The organism is Mycobacterium gordonae (assembly GCF_017086405.1).
In the GTDB taxonomy this organism is placed as follows: Bacteria; Actinomycetota; Actinomycetes; order Mycobacteriales; family Mycobacteriaceae; genus Mycobacterium; species Mycobacterium gordonae_D.
The window spans coordinates 1,616,927-1,640,086 of record NZ_CP070973.1 but is presented as its reverse complement, the minus strand read 5'-3'; the positions used below and the strand labels follow the sequence as shown (position 1 = coordinate 1,640,086).

Genomic DNA, 23,160 nt, shown 5'->3' with positions numbered 1-23,160 from the left:
GAAATACCGCGGTACGTTCAGCGGCGCTGCACCCGGTTTTCGAGGCACTCCGAGCGCCACCACTGAGACGAACGATGCAAACTTTGCCGCCACCAGTGACGAGCAAGCCGTAAAGAGGCGAAGTTCCGTCGTCGCCTTCATCGGCACACCGCTGCACGACGATCCGTTATGTCAGATGTTGCCACCGCTAGCCGCGAATACGACATCTTCTTCACCTTCCGGATTTGTTAGTGCGGTCGGCTAAGCCCATGTCTAGTCACTTCTGAGGGCGGCGGCAGACGCTAAGCCTTGCAGGTGACCCTCGAAGAGTGCGCTGACTTGCCTGAACCCGTCTAGTACAAGGTTTGACAAAGTGGCTTGCGCAAGATGAGAAAAATTGTGCGCCGACCGTCATTGGATGCCGGCGCGACTATTTGGTCCCTCAGAGCTCCCGCGCGCGCAGAATACCTGTGATCTGCGACGTTACCCCGATACATGCCTGATTTCGCACCCCGGCGCAGCGGAACAAACCGATTGTCGTCAAGAAAAATGGCGTCGAAGCCTAACGCGGCTACGAGGCAGTACAGGAAATCGGAGTCGTTCCTTGCATATCGTCGAAGGGTTTCTTTCAGAGTGGGTGGTACCCAGGACTGGTCGCGGCTTCGGTTCAGGGCCGGTGACCCTCTTTGTCGCCATCACCAGAAAGTCCATTCGTCGCGTATTGGCGTGCACAGCCCGGCACCCACTAGGCGGCGGGTAGCGCTCGGGGACGGGGCTCAACTGCAATCCCGGCTGATATCGGTGTCACGGGACGGCAGATGGATCCCTAGCGTGGCGAAGCAGGCCAGTGGAATGGCTCGCGAAATCGCTCCGGCTGCGGGCAACGGACGGCGTCGCCGCGGGACTCTTAGGGACAATGCCTGAGCAGAACGACGTCCTTCCAGTCCGCCGATCCCGGACAAGCGATCTCGGGTGTCACCTATCGTGCAGCAGACCTCACTGCCGAACTGACGCGCCGGTTCATGCATCCCGCTACTCCAACGCCGATCAATGCGATGAGCGCAGGAAGTAGCATCGCTTGCGACATCGCCACTGAGAACGGTTCTCGCAAAAAGCCGGGCAATTGCAGAACAGCGTGCTCGGTGGCGCCTTTCACAGCCGCATGAATTTCGCTAACAGCAGCCGGAACCTCGGCGGCGATTCGAGATGTCATCCACGCGGCCATCAGCGCACTTCCCAGCACTTCGCCAAACGACCTAAACGTTGCGTACACCCCCGAACCCGCAGCTACCAGCGATGGCGGCAAGTCGCGTGTGGCATTGGCGGCGAGCGCAGGCCAGACAAATATTATCCCCGCTCCCAATGCCGCATTGGGTAAAATCAATCGCCAGACAGGTGTCGTCGGGGTCATTTCGATCGAAAGCCAGGTCAATGCGACACTGACCACTGAAAAGCCGCATCCGACCACCAGGCGTGGACCATGCCGATCGATAAACTTACCCACGAGCGGCGCAAGCAAGCCGGCCGCAACCGATATCGGCGCAATAAGCAGTACCGAACCTATCGGGGAGAATCCATATACTGACTGCACGTAGAACATCCCCGGCAGCATCACTGCGGTCATGGCGAAACCCATCAACGCAGCTCCGAGGCTGCATAGTGTGAAGTTACGGTAGCCGAAGATATGTATCGGAATCAGCGGTTCACGCGTGTTGAGCAATAGCCAGCAAATGAATATCAGCATGAAACCGGCGCCACTGAAGACCATCGCCCAGATCCATGGTGCCCAGCTAACCGCCTGGCCTTCCTGGATCGCGAAAACAACAAGGAACAAGCCCGTCCCAGACAACGCGACACCGATTAAGTCGAATCGGTGTGTGCGAGTCGGAAGCGACGGGACGAATCGTGCGGTGAGCGCCAGTCCGACTACGCCGATCGGGACGTTGACGAAAAAGATCCATTGCCAACCCAGCATCTCGACTAGGACGCCGCCGGCCAGTGGCCCGATCAAGAATCCGACGCTTGCCACGACGGACCAAATGCTTGTGGCAGTACCGCGATGTTCGACTGGGAAAACCAAGGTCACGATAGTCAGAATTTGGGCGTTGACCACCGCGGCGCCCAGGCCCTGCGCCGCGCGAGCGGCAATCAGCATGACGATGCCGTCGGATAAGCCGCACCACAATGAAGCCGCAGTGAACAGGGCCAATCCGATCAGGTACAAGTTCTTGACCCTGAACCGGTCACCCAACCGGCCAGCTACCAACGAGGGCACTGCGTAAGCCAGCGCATAGGACGTTGTCACCCAGATAACCGTGCCGTAATCGGTGTTGAGTTCGGCCATGATGCTCGGGTTGGCGACGAGGACAATGCTTGAATCGACCGCTATCATAAAATAGCCGATTAAGATGACCCACAGCGTGGTCATGGGTTTACCAGCACCTGCGCTGCCACCGCCATCCAACTCGGATTCCGACTGTGCAGTGCTAACCATTTTTCCGCATCCGATCTACACGACACACGTCGCGGCGTTACTTATCCCGACGACGCGGTTTGGTGCCACTGAATCGGTTAACCACTCTTCAAGAGCTTGTGCTGCCTCTATGCCATCGATGAGTATTGTTCCGTGGTCCTCTGGTACCGTGCGTACGGTCTGTGTCGAATACCATGGCTCCGCCAGGATATCCCGACGCTCTCCCAACTCGGACTTTTCCCAAAAATACGGCCGATCACATTGCACGAACAACACCTTCGTATCAATTGGGCCATCGTATAACTGTGTCAACATCTCTGACCACACGGTCATTGCGGTTAGCCTCGTCGCAGTGTATAGACCCAGACGATGCTGCCTGTCGAACTGTCGATAAAAAAATTCTTTCTGGAAAATCAGAGTGCCGGGAGGATGTCGAAATGAGTCGAGTAGTGCCACGCCAACCAGGCTCGAATTTCCCTTTTGTTCGAAGTAGTTTGCCAACGCGTACGCAAATTTTCCGCCCGATGACTCTCCGGCAAGCACAATACGATCATCCCCCACCGCGTTAGCGACCATGCGCGCCAGGACCTCGATTCCGGCCTCTGTTGAATCAGGCAGCGCCTCTCCCGGCGAGAACCCCGGCAGTGGAACCACCGATACGGGCCTTTTATTCACGAATCTCGAGGAAATAGCTGCATAATTATGAACGCCTCCGCCGTAGACTGAGGTGGACATAAATACCAAATGCGGAGATTCAGGTCCGTCAGCAAACTTCGTGGGCCCGGTAAAACTACTCGTGTCACACTCAGCCGAAAACCTGGGTCGCAGCTGGGCCGCAGCGTGCAACAAGAGCCACCCCTCGGCGAGCTTTTCTTCGTCAACCGACTTCTTGAAAAGCGCTTCAAGCGAATCATGAGGGAGGATCGGCGACGAAGTCGCGCCGCACCCATCGGTGGACGCCGTGACTAGCTCACCATTACTTCGTTCATTTGCGTTCATCTCATCTAGAATGAAACGAGCCAATCCGTCGATACTGTTGTGGTCAAAAACCACGGCTGGCGGCAACTTCAAACCCGTGACGGAACTCAGACGATCTCTTATCTCCAGGGCCCGTAAAGAATCCACCCCAGAATTTTCGAGTGTTGATTCAAAACGATCGGCATTTGGAATTCCGAGTATATCTGCAATATTTAGGGCAACCAACTCTCTCACTATTTGGAGTTGATCTGGGGCGTCTAGCCCAACCAATCGGCTAGAAAGAAGGTTTGTCCCGGACATGCGTGGTGGCGTCACAATGCGCCTGATAGGACGGGTAATCAATTCGCTGAACAGTGGTGGTAGCCCAGCGGTGAGGTCCGGGTCTCCAAGGCTGGTGCGCTCCAAAGCGGTGGCAATCACGGACGGACGTTCAGCAACCAGTGCGCTGTCGAAGAACTCAGTGGCCTGTGTATTGGTCATCGGGGCCAGACCGGCCTGAAGCATTCTGGCCCGATCAGCAGTGCGCAGGTGCGCGGTCACACTGCTGAGTTGTTCCCACAACCCCCACTGCAACGAGGTGGCGGCTAATCCGTTGCTGCGTCGGTGTGCGGCTAATGCGTCTAAATATGCATTCGCCGCAGCATAATTAGCCTGTCCTGGCGTCCCCAACAGCCCAGCCATTGACGAACACAACACAAACACCGACAATCCCATATCAGCGGTCGCCTGATGTAAGTTCCAGGCGCCATTCACTTTCGCCCGCAACACCACATCCAACTGATCCGGCGCCAACGCACAAACTGAGCTGTCATCTACGGTCCCGGCAGCGTGGATCACCCCAATCAAGGGCAGACACTGCTGAGTGAGCTGGCACATCAACTCCGTGACGGCACTGCGATCTGCCACATCGCACGCCATGACCCTGACCCGCGCCCCAGCCTGACTCAAGTCAGCCATCAACTCACCCACCCCGGGCGCGTTTTCGCCGCGGCGGCTGACCAACAGGACCTCACCCACGCCGTAGCGGGTCACCACATGACGGGCCAGCACGCCACCCACCATTCCCGTGCCACCAGTGATCAACATCGCGCCGGCCCGATCGATTACCGGTCCCCCACCGCTCCTAATAACCAGTCCGGCGGGGTCATGAGCGTCTGCCACGCCCGAACTCTCCGCGACCTCCGCAATGGCCTTCATCTCAGACAGGCGGGCGGCGTAGGTGGTGCCGTTGCGGTGTAGGAGTTGGGGTTCCGCGGTGGCTACTAGCGCGGGTATGTCGAGTTCGGTGGCTGGGGTATCGGTGTCGAGCAGCACGATCCGGCCCGGGTGTTCGGTCTGGGCCGAACGAGTCAGGCCCCAGACCGCGGCACCGGCCAAATCAGTGACGTCCTCACCGGGGAGCCCCACTGCACCTTGGGTGAACATCACCAACACACCCGCCCGATCGGTGACCAGCCAATGCTGCAGCACCTCCAATGCAGCGTGTGTGCCCGCATAAACTGAGTCCACAGTGTGGTCTTCAGATGCCCACTGCCACATCACAACCGCTTTTTCACCAACATCGCCGGTATCCGCGTGACCGTGGCCCGCAGCCTCGGCCATGAGCAAGTCGTCCCAACACATCACCCTGCGTGGAACCCGATGCTCACCAATGTCGGTACTTGCCGGGATTGGCTTCCACACCTGCTCCAGCAAGGGGTGAACGGTGGCCTCCGCGCCAGTGCCGACATTCAGTTGTTGGGTGTTGATCGGGCGTGATGTCAGGGCTTGGACCGATAACACAGGCACTCCGCTGGTGTCGGCCAACTCGATGGTGATGGTGTCCATGCCGGTATGGCTGATGCGCACCCGCGCACGCCGAGCACCGCTGGCGTGCAGGGTAATCCCTTGCCAGCAAAACGGCAGCACCACCGCGTGATCGCCGTCCATACCTGCCGAAGACTCACCAGCGCCAAACACCGCGGCGTGCAAGGCCGCATCGAACAAGGCCGGGTGCAGCCCATAACCGCTGACGTCAAGATCATCAGGCACGACCACCTCCGCGAACACATCGCCCCCGAGGCGCCACATCGCGCTCAACCCCTGAAACGCCGGCCCGTACTGATAACCCCGCTGCGCCAACCATCCATACACACCGGATACGTCCACAGCAGCCGCGCCAACCGGCGGCCACAACGACCAATCGCCGCCAGTGGCCACCACCGACGCTGCCAGCGACCCCTGAGCATGCAACACCCAGCTCGAATCCGAGTCCGCCCCACGGGAATACACCGAGACCACCCGAGTCCCGGACGCCTCGACACCGCCGAGTACCAACTGCACCGAAACCCCAGCCTTCTGATCCAACACCAACGGAGCCAACAGGGTGAGTTCCTCGATCGCCGCGCACCCCACCTGATCACCGGCACTGATCACCAACTCCACCAACCCCGCCCCCGGGAACACCACCACCCCACCCACCACATGATCAGCCAGCCACGGCTGACTGGCCAGTGACACCCGCCCGGTCAACACCACCTCATCACAATCCGCGCGCGCCACCACCGCACCCAGCACAGGATGGTCCAGCCCATCCAACCCCAAACCACACACATCAGCAGACAACGACACCGACGGCATCGACCAAAACCGCCGCCGCGCAAAGGAATACGTCGGCAACCCCACCCAGGCACCCCCCGAACCAGCGAACACCGCCGACCAATCCACCCCGACCCCGGAGGTAAACAACTGCCCCACCGCAGCGAGTACCGAGCGCACCTCCGAGCGCTCCTTCCCCAGCAGCGGAACCACTACCGCTTCCTCGGGCAGATGCAGTGATTGATTGATGGCTGCGCATAGACCGGCGCCGGGCCCGACCTCAATGAAATGAGTCGCCCCGTTGATTCGCGCACACCGCACACTGTCGGCGAAGCGCACCGGCGCGCGCACATGCTCCACCCAATAGAGTGCCGAGCCGAAATCTGAATCAGCCAGCTCGCCCGTCACATTTGACACCACCGCAATCTGTGCCGGACTGACCGTAATATCGGCTGCGACGCGGGCGAACTCCTCCAGCATCGGTTCCACTAATGGTGAATGGAACGCGTGTGAAACCGCCAGGCGACGAACTCGTTTACCTTGACGAGCCAACTCCTCAGCGATCCCGTTTACCGCGGCCTGCGCGCCAGAAATCACCACCGATTCTGCGGCGTTGACCGCCGCGATCCCAACCCCCTCAACCAGCAACGGCGCCACCTCAGCCTCGCCGGCTCCCACTGCAACCATTGCTCCCCCGCTGGGCAAAGCCTGCATCAACCGGCCTCGGGCAGCTACCAACATGGCCGCATCCGCCAGCGACAACACCCCTGTGACATATGCCGCGGTCAACTCCCCCACCGAATGACCCACCACGAAATCCGGCCGAACGCCGCAGCGTCTCAACATTGCGAACAACGCAGCCTCGAGCGCAAACAGCGCCGGCTGAGCGAACTCAGTACTATCCAACAGGTCCTTGCCTGCGCCCCAAACCACCTCACGTAGCGGCAACCGCAGATACCGGTCCAGCTCATCAGCCACCGCGTCGAACACGTCAGCAAACACTCGCACCTGGCTGTACAACTGTTGGCCCATCCCCAGCCATTGGGAGCCCTGCCCGGGAAACACCAACACCGTCTTACCCACCGGCTGCGCGCGCCCACTGAGCACACCGGCACCCGACTGTCCGCCAGCCAGCCCCACCAACCCCGCCAACAACTGCTCCCGATCCGCCCCCACCACCACCGCCCGATGCTCAAAAACCGAACGCCGCACCAACGACACCCCCACATCCACCGGATCAACCTCGGGATGGGCACCGACAAATTCCGCCAACCGCGCCGCCTGACCCACCAACGCCGACGCCGACTTCGCCGTCACCACCCACGGCACCACCGACAACCCCACACCCGGAACACTCCACGCAGCGTCACCACCCCCCGCACCCGCACCGCCCCGCTGCACTGATCCGACCACCACCTCAGTGGGAGCTTCTTCAAGAATCACATGCGCATTGGTGCCACTGATCCCGAACGAAGACACCCCCGCCCGACGCGGCCGACCCGACCGCACCGGCCACGGCCGAGCCTGAGTCACCAACTCCACCGCCCCCGCCGACCAATCCACATGAGGCGTGGGCTGATCCACATGCAACGTCGCCGGTATCACCCCATACCGCAACGCCTGCACCATCTTGATCACCCCAGCAACACCAGCCGCCGCCTGGGTATGACCCAAATTCGACTTCACCGAACCCAACCACAACGGCTGATCAACCGGCCGGTCTTGCCCATAAGTAGCTAAAAGCGCCTGCGCCTCAATAGGATCCCCCAACGTGGTACCCGTCCCATGAGCCTCCACCACATCCACATCCCCCACACCCAACCCCGCACTGGCCAACGCCGCCCGAATCACCCGCTGCTGAGAAGGCCCATTAGGCGCGGTCAACCCATTCGAGGCCCCATCCTGATTCACCGCACTGCCACACACCACCGCCAACACCGGATACCCACGCCGACGCGCCTCCGACAACCGCGCCAACACCACCACCCCAGCACCCTCACCAAACCCCGTCCCATCAGCAGCCCCCGCAAACGCCTTACACCGCCCATCAACAGCCAACCCCCGCTGCCGAGCGAACCCCACAAACACCGACGGGCTCGCCATCACCGTCACCCCCGCAGCCAACGCCAAATCACACTCCCCCGAACGCAACGACCGACACGCCAAATGCAACGCCACCAACGACGACGAACACGCCGTATCCACCGACACCGCCGGACCCTCCAACCCCCACACATACGCAATACGCCCCGAGGCCACACTCACCGCCTGACCGGTCAACCCATAACCCTCAACCCCACCAGCAGGCCCACCCCCATACTCAGAGGCCATAATCCCGACAAACACCCCCGTCGCCGAACCCCGCAACCCCAACGGATCAATCCCCCCGTCCTCCAACGCCTCCCACGCACACTCCAACAACAACCGCTGCTGAGGATCCATCGCCAACGCCTCACCCGGAGTGATCCCAAAAAACCCCGCATCAAAACCCGCAACATCCTCAACAAACCCACCCCACCGCGTATAAGTCCTGCCCACCGCATCAGGATCAGCATCAAACAACCCCTCCACATCCCAACCCCGATCCCTAGGAAACTCCGACACCACATCACGACCCCCCGCCACCACCTCCCACAACCCCTCCGCAGAATCCACCCCACCCGGAAAACGACACCCCACCCCCACAATCGCAATCGGCTCATCAGGTCCCACCCGCGCCGGCACCGGCAACGGCACCGGGGCCACGGAGCCGCTGAGTTGCTCACCAAGATAGGTGGCCAGTACACGGGCAGTGGGATAGTCGAAAATCAAAGTGGCAGGCAACACCAGCCCGGTCGCGACCTTAAGGCGGTTACGCAACTCCACAGCGCTTAGGGAGTCAAACCCCATATCCCCAAAAGCACGGTCGGGGTGGATCTTTGCCCCATCGGCAAGGCCCAACACCACCGCCGCATGGGTACACACCACCTCGGTCAACAGATCATGCCGCTCACTAGGGCTCACCCCACGCAAACGGACGACTAACGCCGATTCGGCAGCACCGCCACCATTGCCGACACTAGGACGCAATCGACGATGAACCAGCCCACTGCACACCGGCGGCAACCCAACAGTCAACGTAGGGTCAGCCAATACCGCGTGATCCAAGCGCGCAGCCACGACCGAGGGATGATCCACCACCAAGGCAGTATCGAAAAGCTGCAAAGCCCGCTCAGTGCTCATCGGCGCCAAGGCCCAGCGACGCATCCGGGCACACTCACCCTCGCCAAGGTGAGCGGTCATCGCACTGGCCTGTTCCCAAAAACCCCATTGCACCGAAATCGCAGGCAACCCCGCCGCACGCCGATGCGCACTCAACCCGTCCAAAAACGCATTGGCCGCGCCGTAATTGGCCTGCCCGGGCGCACCCAGCAACCCCGCGACCGAGGAACACACCACAAACGCCGACAACCCCGCACCCTTAGTCACCTCATGCAGATTCCAGGCCCCATCGACCTTGGCCCGCAACACCGCATCCACACGCTCAGCACTCAACGACGCTACCGGCGCATCATCAAGAACACCCGCAGCATGAATCACCGCACTCAACGACACCCCTTCTCCGACCAACTGATCCATCAACCCCGCCACCGCCACCGCATCAGCCACATCACAGGCCACCACCCGGACCCGCGCGCCCAACTCAGTCAACTCCGCCACCAACGCCCCCACCCCCGCAGCATCATCTCCGCGGCGACCGACCAATACCACCTCACCCACCCCATAACAAGTGACCACATGACGGGCCAACACCCCACCCACCATCCCCGTACCCCCACTCACCAACACCGCACCGACCGACAATGCCTGCGCCAGAACTGATTCCACGTCCGATGCCGGCTCGGCCAGCATCTCTGCTACCGGGCTCAAGCGGGCGGTGTAGGTGGTGCCGTTGCGGTGTAGGAGTTGGGGTTCTGCGGTGGCTACCAGCACGGGTATGTCCAGTTCGGTGGCTGGGGTATCGGTGTCGAGCAGCACGATCCGGCCCGGGTGTTCGGTCTGGGCCGAACGAGTCAGGCCCCAGACCGCGGCACCGGCTAGATCGGTGATGTCCTCACCGGGCAGGCCAACCGCGCCATGGGTGCAGATGATCATCACAGCGCTAGCATCTTGTGAGAGCCAGGATTGGATCACGGTTAAGGCGGTGTGGGTGCTGGTGTAAACCGATCCGGGGACGGCGGTATCGGCGGGAGGGCAGTCCCAGACCACGAACTGCGCGTCAGAGGTGGTGGCGTAGTCTTGCCAGGACACCACCGGGGTAACGAGCGTGGAGTCGACGTTGTTGGGCGCCAAGGATATTGCCACCCAGCCCAATTCCAGCAGTCCCTGGGCGGCTCGGTGTTGGGTGTGCCGCGTGGTTTGCAGTTGTTGGGTGTTGATCGGGCGTGATGTCAGGGCTTGGACCGATAACACAGGCACTCCGCTGGTGTCGGCCAACTCGATGGTGATGGTGTCCATGCCGGTATGGCTGATGCGCACCCGCGCACGCCGAGCACCGCTGGCGTGCAGGGTAATCCCTTGCCAGCAAAACGGCAGCACCACCGCGTGATCGCCGTCCATACCTGCCGAAGACTCACCAGCGTCAAACACCGCGGCGTGCAAGGCCGCATCGAACAAGGCCGGGTGCAGCCCATAACCGCTGACGTCAAGATCATCAGGCACGACCACCTCCGCGAACACATCGCCCCCGAGGCGCCACATCGCGCTCAACCCCTGAAACGCCGGCCCGTACTGATAACCCCGCTGCGCCAACCATCCATACACACCGGATACGTCCACAGCAGCCGCGCCAACCGGCGGCCACAACGACCAATCGCCGCCAGTGGCCACCACCGACGCTGCCAGCGACCCCTGAGCATGCAACACCCAGCTCGAATCCGAGTCCGCCCCACGGGAATACACCGAGACCACCCGAGTCCCGGACGCCTCGACACCGCCGAGTACCAACTGCACCGAAACCCCAGCCTTCTGATCCAACACCAACGGAGCCAACAGGGTGAGTTCCTCGATCGCCGCGCACCCCACCTGATCACCGGCACTGATCACCAACTCCACCAACCCCGCCCCCGGGAACACCACCACCCCACCCACCACATGATCAGCCAGCCACGGCTGACTGGCCAGTGACACCCGCCCGGTCAACACCACCTCATCACAATCCGCGCGCGCCACCACCGCACCCAGCACAGGATGGTCCAGCCCATCCAACCCCAAACCACACACATCAGCAGACAACGACACCGACGGCATCGACCAAAACCGCCGCCGCGCAAAGGAATACGTCGGCAACCCCACCCAGGCACCCCCCGAACCAGCGAACACCGCCGACCAATCCACCCCGACCCCGGCCGCATAAGCCTGAGCCACCGATTTCATGAACCGGTCCAGCCCGCCGTCCTGGCGGCCCAACGTCGGGACCGCCACCGCCGCAGCAGAACCGAGGCGGTGGCCCCCCTCGGGCAATGCGTCTTCGACGGCCGACAGCAACACCGGATGCGCGCTGGCCTCAATGAACACCCCATAGCCCTGCGCAGCAGCGCTATGCAACGCCTGCTCGAACTGCACGCTCTGACGCAAGTTGCGATACCAATACTGACCGTCCAACTCAGCCCCGTCGATCACCTCACCGGTGACCGTCGAGATGAACCCGACCTGCGAAGAACACGGCGTGATCCCGGACAGTGCCTCCACAAGCTCAGCGCCGATCGCCTCCACCTGCGCCGAATGCGACGCGTAGTCCACCTCAAGACGACGAGCCCGCACACCCTGGGCCTCACAACAGCTCAGCAATTCCTGCAAGGCCACCATGTCACCGGAAACCACCACTGCCGAGGGACTATTGACCGCAGCGACAGCGATCCGCTCTCCCCAAGGCGCTACCAACGGAGCCACTTGATGCCCACCGCAGGCGATCGAGACCATGCCACCACTACCGGCCAACGCCCGAAGCAACCTGCTACGCACGATTACCACCTGCGCGGCCTGCCGCAGCGACAACACCCCCGCGACATACGCCGCAGCGATCTCACCCTGGGAATGTCCGATCACCGCATCAGGCTCCACCCCCACCGAGCGCCACAACCCGGCCAGCGACACCATCACCGCAAACAACACCGGCTGCACCACATCCACCCGATCCAACCCCGGCGCCCCCGACACACCCCGCAACACATCGATCAACGACCAATCCACAAACTCCGAAAACACCTCCGCACACGCCTGCATCTCCCGCGCGAAAACCGGTGCACCATCCAATAACTCGACACCCATCCCCAGCCATTGGGAGCCCTGCCCGGGAAACACCAACACCGTCTTACCCACCGGCTGCGCGCGCCCACTGAGCACACCGGCACCCGACTGTCCGCCAGCCAGCCCCACCAACCCCGCCAACAACTGCTCCCGATCCGCCCCCACCACCACCGCCCGATGCTCAAAAACCGAACGCCGCACCAACGACACCCCCACATCCACCGGATCAACCTCGGGATGGGCACCGACAAATTCCGCCAACCGCGCCGCCTGACCCACCAACGCCGACGCCGACTTCGCCGTCACCACCCACGGCACCACCGACAACCCCACACCCGGAACACTCCACGCAGCGTCACCACCCCCCGCACCCGCACCGCCCCGCTGCACTGATCCGACCACCACCTCAGTGGGAGCTTCTTCAAGAATCACATGCGCATTGGTGCCACTGATCCCGAACGAAGACACACCCGCCCGACGCGGCCGACCCGACCGCACCGGCCACGGCCGAGCCTGAGTCACCAACTCCACCGCCCCCGCCGACCAATCCACATGAGGCGTGGGCTGATCCACATGCAACGTCGCCGGTATCACCCCATACCGCAACGCCTGCACCATCTTGATCACCCCAGCAACACCAGCCGCCGCCTGGGTATGACCCAAATTCGACTTCACCGAACCCAACCACAACGGCTGATCAACCGGCCGGTCTTGCCCATAAGTAGCTAAAAGCGCCTGCGCCTCAATAGGATCCCCCAACGTGGTACCCGTCCCATGAGCCTCCACCACATCCACATCCCCCACACCCAACCCCGCACTGGCCAACGCCGCCCGAATCACCCGCTGCTGAGAAGGCCCATTAGGCGCGGTCAACCCATTCGAGGCCCCATCCTGATTCACCGCACTGCCACACACCACCGCCAACACCGGATACCCACGCCGACGCGCCTCCGACAACCGCGCCAACACCACCACCCCAGCACCCTCACCAAACCCCGTCCCATCAGCAGCCCCCGCAAACGCCTTACACCGCCCATCAACAGCCAACCCCCGCTGCCGAGCGAACCCCACAAACACCGACGGGCTCGCCATCACCGTCACCCCCGCAGCCAACGCCAAATCACACTCCCCCGAACGCAACGACCGACACGCCAAATGCAACGCCACCAACGACGACGAACACGCCGTATCCACCGACACCGCCGGACCCTCCAACCCCCACACATACGCAATACGCCCCGAGGCCACACTCACCGCCTGACCGGTCAACCCATAACCCTCAACCCCACCAGCAGGCCCACCCCCATACTCAGAGGCCATAATCCCGACAAACACCCCCGTCGCCGAACCCCGCAACCCCAACGGATCAATCCCCCCGTCCTCCAACGCCTCCCACGCACACTCCAACAACAACCGCTGCTGAGGATCCATCGCCAACGCCTCACCCGGAGTGATCCCAAAAAACCCCGCATCAAAACCCGCAACATCCTCAACAAACCCACCCCACCGCGTATAAGTCCTGCCCACCGCATCAGGATCAGCATCAAACAACCCCTCCACATCCCAACCCCGATCCCTAGGAAACTCCGACACCACATCACGACCCCCCGCCACCACCTCCCACAACCCCTCCGCAGAATCCACCCCACCCGGAAAACGACACCCCACCCCCACAATCGCAATCGGCTCCGATGCTAAAGCAACGAACTCGTCGTGGCGCCGACGCAGTTCGGCATTTTCCTTTGCGGATAGACGTAGCGTTGCTACCAATTGATCACGCGATACTGACATTTCGGCCTCTTCGGTTAGCAGGTGGACTGTGTATTTATTACGTGGCTCACCAGGGCGTCTACATCCATGTCGTCAATCGATTCTTCGATCGCACTGACGGATCCACCCGCGGCGGTTGATATCTGTTGGTTCGCGAGCATTTCTAAGGTGCCTAGAATGCCCGCATCGCGCAGTTGCGAGATCGGTATCGACATAAACATTTCACGGAGGCGGCGCTCCGTGATGTTCAGATCGTCACCGCTAACCCCTTCCGGATTTATGCTTGCCAGTAGGTGTTTGGCCAGAGCGGTGGGGGTGGGGTAGTCGAAGATCAGTGTGGGCGAAAGCGGTAGTCCGGTAGCGGTTTTGAGCCGGTTACGAAGCTCGACCGCGGTCAGTGAATCGAATCCCAGATCACCAAAAGCGTTGTCGGCATTAAGGTCTTGCGGATCGGGGTGACCCAGCACCACCGCCGCATGCGCACACACCGCCTCGATGAGCAACTCCTGCTGTTGAGTCGGCGTCAGCCCCCGCAACCGCGCAGCCAACACCGACTCACCGGCGCTGCGGTCGTTATCGGCGACACGACGCACGGGCCGGCGGACCAGGGTGCTCAATAGTGGTGGCAGTTGAGCACTGTGAGCGGGGTCAGCCAACAGGGCCCAATGCCAGCGGGCGGCGATCACCGCGGGGTGTTCACTAAGCAGTGCGCGGTCAAACAACGCGGTGGCGTGTTCGTTACTCATCGGCGCCAGCCCCCAACGCTGTATCCGGGCCCGGTCGCGCTCGCTGAGGTGCGCGGTCATGGCACTGGCCTGTTCCCACAGCCCCCATTGCAGCGAACTCGCTACCAACCCACGCTGACGGCGGTAAGCAGCCAGCGCATCAACAAAGGCGTTGGCCGCCGCGTAGTTACCCTGCCCGGCAGCCCCCAGCACCCCCGCGATCGAGGAACACACCACAAACACCGACAGCCCCAGATCAGCAGTGGCCTCATGCAGATTCCAGGCGCCATCGACCTTGGCCCGCAACACCGTATCCACCCGCTGGGCACTCAACGCACCCACCGGCGCATCATCCAATATCCCGGCGGCGTGAATAACCCCAGTGATCGGCCTGCCCTGCACACGCAACTCGGTGATCAACTGCGCCACCGCCTGCGGGTCAGCCACATCACAAGCCAGCACCTGCACCCGGGCCCCGGCCGAACTCAACCCCGCGACCACCTCAGCAGCACCCACCGCCTCATGCCCACGACGGCTGACCAACACCACCTCCCTAACCCCATAACGGGCCACCACATGACGAGCCAACACCGCACCCACCATCCCGGTCCCACCTGTGATCACCACCACGCCCGCCGCCAGCTCCTCGCCAAGCACCTCAGGCATCCTCAGGACCACTTTCCCGACATGACGGGCCTGGCTGACAAACCGCAACGCCGAACGCGCACAACGCACATCCCAGGTCGTGACCGGCAACCGATGCAACGTGTGCGCCTCGAACAACTCCTTTAACTCACCCAGCATCTGCCCCAGTCGCTGCGGACCGGCCTCAGCCAAATCAAAAGCCCGATACCGCACACCGGGATACAGCTTGGCGATCACCTGCGGGTCGCGGATATCGGTCTTACCCATCTCCACGAAACGCCCCCCCACCGCCAACAACCGCAACGAGGCATCCGTGAACTCCCCGGCCAACGAGTTGAGCACCACATCCACCCCACGACCCCCGGTAGCGCGAAGGAACTTCTCCTCGAACTCCAACGTCCGCGAATCCCCGATATGCTCCTCATCAAAACCCATCGCGCGCAACATGCCCCACTTACCGCGGCTGGCCGTGACAAATACCTGCGCCCCCCACAATCGCGCCAACTGCACAGCAGCCATCCCCACCCCACCGGTGCCTGTGTGCACCAGCACCGACTCCCCCCGACCCAACCCAGCCAGATCCGCCAACCCATAAAATGCCGTCGAAAACACCACCGGCACGGCAGCAGCCTCCACAAACGACCACCCCGCAGGAATCACGACCAGCAGCCGCTGATCCACCACCACCTGCGACCCCGCCCCATCAATGAACCCCATCACCGCATCACCGACAGCCACCCCCGTAACCCCAGCACCGACCTCGATCACCACACCCGCACCCTCACCACCAAGCAACGACCCCTGATCAGCAACCATCCCTAACGCCATCAACACATCCCGGAAATTGACCCCCACGGCCGCCACCGCTACCCGAACCTGCCCCGACGCCAACACCGCCTGCGGACACCGCTGCAGCACCACATCATCCAACGTGGCACCCCCACCCACAGCCAACCGCCACGGCACCGACCCGCCCGGCAACTCCAACACCGACTCGACCGGGGCCAGTCGCGCGGCGTATACCGTGCCCGCACGCACCGCCAGCTGAGGCTCCCCCAAACCAACCCACCCACCGCTTTGACCCACCAGTTGAGAGGCATCCTCAATATCAGTGTCGACCAACACAATCCGGCCCGGATACTCACTTTGAGCTGACCGCACCAACCCCCATACCGCCGCCGCACCCAGATCAGCGGGCCCCTCACCGGCCACCCCGACCCCACGACGGGTGCACACCACCAACACCGCACGATGATCACCAGCCGCCCAGGACTGCACCACCGCCAACACCGCATGCACACCGCCATACACCGAATCCAGCACCCCCCCAGCCCCGGACCCGCACTCCCACACCACCACATCAACACCAGCACCACTACCCCCATTGGTGGCCGAAAAGTCCTGCCAGGAAACCACACTGGCATCGGCGCCCACACGCTCAGCACTATCGGGCAGCGCCGTCCACACCACCTCCCACAACGACCGATCCACCCCACCGACACCACCGACCGCAGCCTGCACCTGCCCAGAACTAAGCACCCGAGTACTCAAAGCACCCACCGACAACACCGGCGCCCCAGCGGTATCGGCCAACGCTATCGACCACCCACCCCCACCCACCGCAGCGATACGCACCCGCACCCGCACCGCACCACCGGCATACAACACCACCTGCCGCCAGGAAAACGGCACCACAACCTGCCCACCCGCTGCACTCTCCCCTAGCACCAACGCATGCAACGCCGCATCCAACAACGCAGGATGAATCCCGAACCCCTGACCCGAACCCGCATCCACAGGCAACGCCACCTCAGCGAACAACTCCTCCCCCCGACGCCACACCGCCTGCAAACCCCGAAACGCCGGACCATACTCGTAACCCCGCCCAGCCAACCGCTGATACACCCCCGCAATATCCACCGCCACCGCCCCCACCGGAGGCCACACCACCAAATCAGTCACCGCCTGCGCCGACTCCACCGGCCCCAACACACCCTGAGCATGCAACACCCAGACCGAATCCGACTGCCCCCCAAGGCTATACACCCCCACCGAACGACACCCCCCCTCACCGGCAGCCCCCACCACCACCTGCACCACGACCTCAACACCCTCACCCAGCACCAACGGAGCAGCCAACACCAACTCCCGCACCGAGGCGCACCCCACCTGATCACCGGCACGCACCGCCAACTCCACAAGCCCAGCCCCCGGGAACAACACCACCCCACCCACCACATGATCAGCCAGCCACGGCTGACTTGCCAGTGACACCCGCCCGGTCAACACCACCCCACCAGAATCAGCCTGCTGCACCACCGCACCCAACAACCCATGCCCCGCACCAGCCAACCCCACCAACCCCAGATCAACACCACTGCTACCCACACCATCCAACCAAAACCGCCGTCGCGCAAAGGCATACGTCGGCAACCCCACCCAGGCACCCCCCGAACCAGCGAACACCGCCGACCAATCCACCCCGACCCCGGCCGCATAAGCCTGAGCCACCGATTTCATGAACCGGTCCAGCCCGCCGTCCTGGCGGCCCAACGTCGGGACCGCCACCGCCGCAGCAGAACCGAGGCGGTGGCCCCCCTCGGGCAATGCGTCTTCGACGGCCGACAGCAACACCGGATGCGCGCTGGCCTCAATGAACACCCCATAGCCCTGCGCAGCAGCGCTATGCAACGCCTGCTCGAACTGCACGCTCTGACGCAAGTTGCGATACCAATACTGACCGTCCAACTCAGCCCCGTCGATCACCTCACCGGTGACCGTCGAGATGAACCCGACCTGCGAAGAACACGGCGTGATCCCGGACAGTGCCTCCACAAGCTCAGCGCCGATCGCCTCCACCTGCGCCGAATGCGACGCGTAGTCCACCTCAAGACGACGAGCCCGCACACCCTGGGCCTCACAACAGCTCAGCAATTCCTGCAAGGCCACCATGTCACCGGAAACCACCACTGCCGAGGGACTATTGACCGCAGCGACAGCGATCCGCTCTCCCCAAGGCGCTACCAACGGAGCCACTTGATGCCCACCGCAGGCGATCGAGACCATGCCACCACTACCGGCCAACGCCCGAAGCAACCTGCTACGCACGATTACCACCTGCGCGGCCTGCCGCAGCGACAACACCCCCGCGACATACGCCGCAGCGATCTCACCCTGGGAATGTCCGATCACCGCATCAGGCTCCACCCCCACCGAGCGCCACAACCCGGCCAGCGACACCATCACCGCAAACAACACCGGCTGCACCACATCCACCCGATCCAACCCCGGCGCCCCCGACACACCCCGCAACACATCGATCAACGACCAATCCACAAACTCCGAAAACACCTCCGCACACGCCTGCATCTCCCGCGCGAAAACCGGTGCACCATCCAATAACTCGACACCCATCCCCAGCCATTGGGAGCCCTGCCCGGAAACACCAACACCGTCTTACCCACCGGCTGCGCGCGCCCACTGAGCACACCGGCACCCGACTGTCCGCCAGCCAGCCCCACCAACCCCGCCAACAACTGCTCCCGATCCGCCCCCACCACCACCGCCCGATGCTCAAAAACCGAACGCCGCACCAACGACACCCCCACATCCACCGGATCAACCTCGGGATGGGCACCGACAAATTCCGCCAACCGCGCCGCCTGACCCACCAACGCCGACGCCGACTTCGCCGTCACCACCCACGGCACCACCGACAACCCCACACCCGGAACACTCCACGCAGCGTCACCACCCCCCGCACCCGCACCGCCCCGCTGCACTGATCCGACCACCACCTCAGTGGGAGCTTCTTCAAGAATCACATGCGCATTGGTGCCACTGATCCCGAACGAAGACACCCCCGCCCGACGCGGCCGACCCGACCGCACCGGCCACGGCCGAGCCTGAGTCACCAACTCCACCGCCCCCGCCGACCAATCCACATGAGGCGTGGGCTGATCCACATGCAACGTCGCCGGTATCACCCCATACCGCAACGCCTGCACCATCTTGATCACCCCAGCAACACCAGCCGCCGCCTGGGTATGACCCAAATTCGACTTCACCGAACCCAACCACAACGGCTGATCAACCGGCCGGTCTTGCCCATAAGTAGCTAAAAGCGCCTGCGCCTCAATAGGATCCCCCAACGTGGTACCCGTCCCATGAGCCTCCACCACATCCACATCCCCCACACCCAACCCCGCACTGGCCAACGCCGCCCGAATCACCCGCTGCTGAGAAGGCCCATTAGGCGCGGTCAACCCATTCGAGGCCCCATCCTGATTCACCGCACTGCCACACACCACCGCCAACACCGGATACCCACGCCGACGCGCCTCCGACAACCGCGCCAACACCACCACCCCAGCACCCTCACCAAACCCCGTCCCATCAGCAGCCCCCGCAAACGCCTTACACCGCCCATCAACAGCCAACCCCCGCTGCCGAGCGAACCCCACAAACACCGACGGGCTCGCCATCACCGTCACCCCCGCAGCCAACGCCAAATCACACTCCCCCGAACGCAACGACCGACACGCCAAATGCAACGCCACCAACGACGACGAACACGCCGTATCCACCGACACCGCCGGACCCTCCAACCCCCACACATACGCAATACGCCCCGAGGCCACACTCACCGCCTGACCGGTCAACCCATAACCCTCAACCCCACCAGCAGGCCCACCCCCATACTCAGAGGCCATAATCCCGACAAACACCCCCGTCGCCGAACCCCGCAACCCCAACGGATCAATCCCCCCGTCCTCCAACGCCTCCCACGCACACTCCAACAACAACCGCTGCTGAGGATCCATCGCCAACGCCTCACCCGGAGTGATCCCAAAAAACCCCGCATCAAAACCCGCAACATCCTCAACAAACCCACCCCACCGCGTATAAGTCCTGCCCACCGCATCAGGATCAGCATCAAACAACCCCTCCACATCCCAACCCCGATCCCTAGGAAACTCCGACACCACATCACGACCCCCCGCCACCACCTCCCACAACCCCTCCGCAGAATCCACCCCACCCGGAAAACGACACCCCACCCCCACAATCGCAATCGGCTCATCCACGCCGCCGTTGCCGCGTGATGGCGAGGCGGTGGGAGTTGGGGCGGCGGCCTCGCCGCTCAGCATCTGCGCCAGGCTCTGCACCGTCGAGTAGTTGAAAATGTCAACCGGCTGCACATCTGTGCCCAACACCTGAGTTAGCCGTGAGGCCAACTCGGTGGCGCCAATTGAGCTCAGGCCCTGATCACCGAGTGGTTGATCGGCGTCGACGTCGACGATGCCGATCCCCAATACAGCAGCCACCTCTTGACGGAGCACTGATTGCAGCTCGGTGGGGGGCACCAGACAATCGCCCGTGATCGGGACGCGCACCGAGCTGCGCACAGGTACGTCACTGAGTACTGCTGCTCCGGCCGCTGGCGCGCCAACAAGCGCTCGATCAGACAAGCGGTCTACTATCAGCGCCTTGGCTTCCAGGGTGCCGTCGAGCAATCGGTCGCGGCACCGGGAGCGCTGAACTTTGCCGCTGGTCGTCTTGCTGACGCTTCCTGGTGGTCCCACGATTACCGTGGCACAGCGCAATTGGTGTTCTTTTGCAACCACTGTCCGTATCGCGGGGACCAAGCTCGACAGCTCCTCGGATGGAGCGTCAGCTGCCACCTCCACGAGCACCGCGAGCCCTTCGCGGTTGCCGCCCTCAACGGCAAACGCCGCTATCCCACCTGGCCGAATGGCCCGATGACAATCGCGCAGACTATCTTCGATATCTTGGGGGTGGATGTTGCGCCCTGCCAGGATGATCAGGTCTTTGAGGCGGCCGCAAACGTAGAGCTCGCCATCATGCATGAAGCCCAGATCTCCGGTACGCAGATAGCCACGGCGGCTTCGCGATTCGGCCAGCTGTGCTTGAAACATGCTACGGCTCAACTCTTCCGCCCCCCAATAGCCTGCAGCCTTGCTCGGCGAGTCAACCCATATCTCGCCGACGTGGTTATCAGCCAGCGGCACGCGAAGTTCGGGATCCACGATCCGCACATCGATGTCGTCGCACGGCTCGCCGCAGCCTAGGAGAATCTGGGAACCGGGCCCATCAGATGGGACCGCCAGCCGCTCTGTTTCGAGTTGGCGGCGGTCCACCTGCAATCTTGAACGCCCGAACACCGTTACGCCCACGGTGTGTTCGGCAAGGCCGTACGCCGGACAGAATGCCTCGGGACGCAGCCCCGCGACGGCGAAGGCTTCCAGAAATCGGCGAGTCGTTTCCGCGCGCACGGGCTCCGCCGCACTCATCACCATCTTGAGCGAACTCAGGTCCCATCGGGCGCGCTGCTCGGCAGTGGTCTTGCGCAGTGCCAACTCAAGACCGAAATTGGGTGAGACGGTATGGGTCGCGCGCACTTGGTGCATTACTTCAAACCAGAGCGCGGGCCGTTGGATGAAACTCAAGGGGGACATCATTGTGAGCTCGAAATTGCCTGCCAGCGTGTTTAGGATGCCCCCGATCAGGCCAAAGTCGTGATACGGCGGCACCCAGAACACACCCCGCGCGTCCAGGCCAAGCCCCAGGTATCGGCGATTGAAGTCAGCCTGATGTTCCAGGTTGCCATGAGTGATGACAACGCCTTTGGGATTCGAGGTAGAACCCGATGTGTACTGGATGAAAGCGGGCGTATCAGCGGTTGGCGACCAGTCATCCATCTCTTTGGACAACAAGGCCGACTTGAGCGTGCGCCTGTTTCGCCGCGAAGAAGTCACATGCCAAGGCAAGTCCGCGGGCCACTCCACCGCCTTTGCGCTCACCACAGCCTTTGCCGCGCCCAACCTTCGGGCACCCGCATAGCGCCGACTCGTCAGCACCGCTTTTGCGCCGCAGTCGGCGGCTACCCTGCGGAAGGCTTCCATCGATTTTCGTGGGTTAAATGGGTCGGGAGGATAAACCGGCACCGGCAACACCCCGGCAGCAATGCACCCGATCAAGCTGCGCACGAAATCCAGACCGAAGGGATATACCAGTAGCGCTCGATCACCTGCCACCAGACCGCAACGCTGCCGAAGGAACTCGGCCATCTCGGCCATGTCGGTAACGACGTCTGCGCGGCTTAACGACCCCGCTACACGGCCGTGGTCATCTAGCACCGAAATCGCCGTGGCACGGGGTAGCTGTGCACCCAACTCTCGAACTCGACCTAACAGCAGCGACATTGGCGCGACCCTTCTAGATCAGGGGTGTGTGACCGGGTGGATCGCAATGTATCGAACCGCAAATCTAAACGCGAGACATTCTGAGAATTAGCGAAGTTCAGCGTCCATAAATGTTGAACAATTCGTTGCGCAATTATCAAACTGCCCCGGTTAGGCATTCTCGGAGAGTCTCGGGGTGCGCCCGCAAGACCCCTCGCGTCGGGATGACGCGCCACGCCGACGCCTACCCGAATGCCGCCGGCTTCGTCAAACTGCTGGTTGGCCCGCCATTCGAGTACGCGCCTGTCACCCGGGCCACTCGGCGCTTATGCCCCGCGGCCCTCGTCAGGCATTCCAGTGCTCATGAAACGCCCAGCCAAGGTCGGTCAATGCGGCTCAACACACCCAGCCAGGCTCCGCGACGTGTATGCCTCAGCCTGCACCGGCGAGTAACAGGGGGAGTCTCGTGACTTCCACCCGAACTTCTGTTCGTCATAATTTCCTGCGCTGGACATTTCCG

General features: G+C 62.5%; 2 protein-coding genes and 1 pseudogene. All 3 read right to left on the bottom strand.

Annotated features, from left to right (window positions below; genetic code table 11):
- Positions 1-958 precede the first annotated feature (958 nt).
- Entirely contained in the window at positions 959-2,407 is a 1,449-nt protein-coding gene (locus JX552_RS06985) for a DHA2 family efflux MFS transporter permease subunit (protein ID WP_205876685.1), read from the bottom strand.
- A gap of 81 nt (positions 2,408-2,488) precedes the next feature.
- Positions 2,489-14,086 carry a type I polyketide synthase gene (locus JX552_RS06980; protein ID WP_205876684.1) on the bottom strand — a complete coding sequence of 3,866 codons (11,598 nt, stop codon included), beginning with the start codon at positions 14,084-14,086 and terminating at the stop codon, positions 2,489-2,491.
- A gap of 14 nt (positions 14,087-14,100) precedes the next feature.
- Positions 14,101-22,661: pseudogene (locus tag JX552_RS31980) on the bottom strand (SDR family NAD(P)-dependent oxidoreductase).
- Positions 22,662-23,160 lie beyond the last annotated feature (499 nt).

Bases quoted from the DNA above. Each gene is read 5' to 3' on its own strand.
- JX552_RS06985 (WP_205876685.1), bottom strand. From the start codon at position 2,407: ATGACCACGCTGTGGGTCATCTTAATCGGCTATTTTATGATAGCGGTC.
- JX552_RS06980 (WP_205876684.1), bottom strand. From the start codon at position 14,086: ATGTCAGTATCGCGTGATCAATTGGTAGCAACGCTACGTCTATCCGCA.